The sequence below is a fragment of the Methanocalculus sp. genome, assembly GCF_029762515.1.
Classification (GTDB): Archaea; Halobacteriota; Methanomicrobia; order Methanomicrobiales; family Methanocorpusculaceae; genus Methanocalculus.
Genome location: NZ_JARVGN010000354.1, coordinates 1 through 2,419, shown reverse-complemented (window position 1 = coordinate 2,419; position 2,419 = coordinate 1). Strand labels below are relative to the sequence as shown.

Here is a 2,419-nt window from a genome sequence, read left to right as displayed (position 1 = left end):
CTACCCCAACTACGCAATGAACGTCGGCCACCAGGGAGAATATGCAGCTATCGTCGGTGGTGCACACTACGGACGTGGCGACGCATTCTCACTCTCCCCACTCATCAAGATCTGCTTCGCAGACCCAGCCCTGAAGTTCGACTTCGCCGAGCCAAGGAAGGAGTTTGCACGCGGTGCGATCCGCGAGTTCATGCCAGCAGGCGAGCGCTCGCTCATCATCCCCGCAAAGTAAATCCTCTAAACCAAACTTTTTTTTCACTAATGAAAGATGTTCTGAAATACGGGTCGGAAATTCAGAGCCATTCCCTGAAAAGGAGAGTGACGATGCCCGCTTTCAGCAATATTTCGAAACCTTTAACTCAATCACTATCAAGTCTTTTATATCTACACGTAGTACTCCGACTCTGGAGAAGCAGCGCTGATCGAACACTCTCATACTCTTATAGATCAAGGGAGAATCTCACATGGAGAACATCGTATTAAGTATTGGAGTAGCAGCATTTGCGGGAGCGCTTGCCACTGTGGCAGGGGCAGCCGAAGATACCGAATCCAATATCGGATCTCAGGGTGACCCGAACTCACAGGTTCAGCTCGCACCGCAGATGGGATACATGCACCGTATCTTCAATAAGGCTGTGGCAGGTGAGCCACCATCCTGGGCTCTCTGGATCGCTCTTGGTGCGGGTATTGCATGGGCCTTTATGGCAATGAACGTCAATCCGGTTCTTGCTATCATTCTTGGTAGCGTACTGGCATCGTTTGTCCAGGGCGTCTATGCAACCACCGCATATCTTGGCAGGACTGCAAGTCTCGCCAAGTTCGGGCAGCCGGTCTATGTTGATATCCTGAAATCGGTTACACCCGTTACAACAGCTCACGCATTTGTTGCGATATTTGCAACGGTAACAATCTGTTACCTGATGAACGCCGTACTCGGCCATCCGTTCCCGCTTCCGATCCTCGGTATTATCTGGGGTATCGCACTTGGAGCCGCCGGATCCGCCGTTGGAAACCCGTATTACGGGAAAGAACGCCAGTACCAGAACCAGAAGTTCGGAGCCGGTGTCCCTATCTCAGCATCCGGAAACATCGTCCGATATGCCGAGGCAGGCGAAAGAAGCTCACTCGACAATGGCTGGTTCACAGCAAAGTACGCAGGACCTGCATCAGGAGTCTGTTTTGGCCTGATCGTCTTCTTCGAACTCTGGAGACACCTCATCTTCGAACACTATTTCGGAGGATGGGGCTCGGTCATTGTTGGAGCAATCATCGTTCTTCTCATTACGATCATGGCACGGTACATCGAAGTCTGGGCACGCAAGACCTATGGCCCATACTCGGCACCAGAGAAAAAACATGACGAGGAGGCAGCATAATGTCAGCAATCGCAGCTAAACCCGCCGCCGGCGCAGGAATGCCAAAGGGCGCAGCAGCAATCGCAATTGTATTACTGCTCGTTGTTGTCGGTATCGGGTACTATATGACCATGACAGGCTTCTTCACGATGGCCGTTTTCTATTCATTAATCGGCATCATCATCGGCGGAATGCTTGTTACGTTCAGTGTCCACCTTGTTCCGGTCGGTGGAGCACCCGCCGCAATGGGCCAGGCACCAGGTATTGCTACCGGTGTTACTATGCTCGCAGCAGGTGCCGGTCTTGCCGGTCTCTTCAAGGGAGCATGGGCAGCCCAGTTCGGCTACCTTCCGGCACTCGGAACAGGAGCTATCGGAGGCGCACTGCTGATGGCGCTCACCTGTATGTTCGTCAATGTAACGTACGTCTATGGTATGGGCATTCCATCAGCATCCGGAAAGGTCAGGAACGATCCCATAACCGGAGACTCACAGGACGAGTACAAGAGCCAGGGAACCGAAGGTCACGGCCTGCCGTTCATCTCCTATGTTGGTGGTGTTCTTGGCGGTCTTATCGGAGGTTTTGGCGGAACACTGATTTACATCTCGCTCTATGATGCATACTTAAACGGGCTTCCTATACTGATGGACGGAACCACCGAGAGCATCATGCCGATTGCAGTCAGTGTAGCAGGTATCTTTGCCATCGGTATGTTCCTTGTCAACGCTGTCCTTACCGCGTACAACATCACCGGTACAATCGAGGGTCCGCATGATCCCAAGTTCAAGCGGTTCCCACGGGCTATCGTAGCCAGTGCGGTTGCATCAGCATTAACCGGACTGCTGGCACTGTTGATCATCGTACCGATGCCAATCTGAGGTGAAGAAGATGACAGTAAAAGTTGAAGCATCCGCAGACTCAATCCCCCACAACACCCTGTTGATTGTCGGATTAATCGGATCGATCGTCTGCATCTACCTGACATACCTCAATACCATCACCGGACTTGATATCTTCTCGTTCTTCGGCGGTATTGGCGCAATCATCGCCCTCATCTGGGGTAC

At 52.3% G+C, this 2,419-nt stretch carries 3 protein-coding genes and 1 pseudogene; all 4 read left to right on the top strand.

Annotated features, from left to right (window positions below):
* A pseudogene (locus QCH34_RS10810) lies at positions 1 to 232 on the top strand (methyl-coenzyme M reductase subunit alpha); the annotation flags it as partial.
* A 232-nt stretch (positions 233 to 464) separates the two neighbouring features.
* Positions 465 to 1,376 (top strand): tetrahydromethanopterin S-methyltransferase subunit E, encoded by a 912-nt coding sequence (mtrE, locus tag QCH34_RS10805; RefSeq protein ID WP_300334009.1) that lies wholly within the window; start codon positions 465 to 467, stop codon positions 1,374 to 1,376.
* A complete protein-coding gene (mtrD, locus tag QCH34_RS10800; RefSeq protein ID WP_300334006.1) occupies positions 1,376 to 2,233 on the top strand; it encodes a tetrahydromethanopterin S-methyltransferase subunit D in 858 nt (285 codons plus the stop codon). Before mtrE ends, mtrD begins: the two co-directional genes overlap by 1 nt.
* 10 nt (positions 2,234 to 2,243) lie before the next feature.
* Positions 2,244 to 2,419: tetrahydromethanopterin S-methyltransferase subunit C (locus QCH34_RS10795; RefSeq protein ID WP_300334012.1), on the top strand; the 176-nt coding region annotated here is incomplete at its 3' end.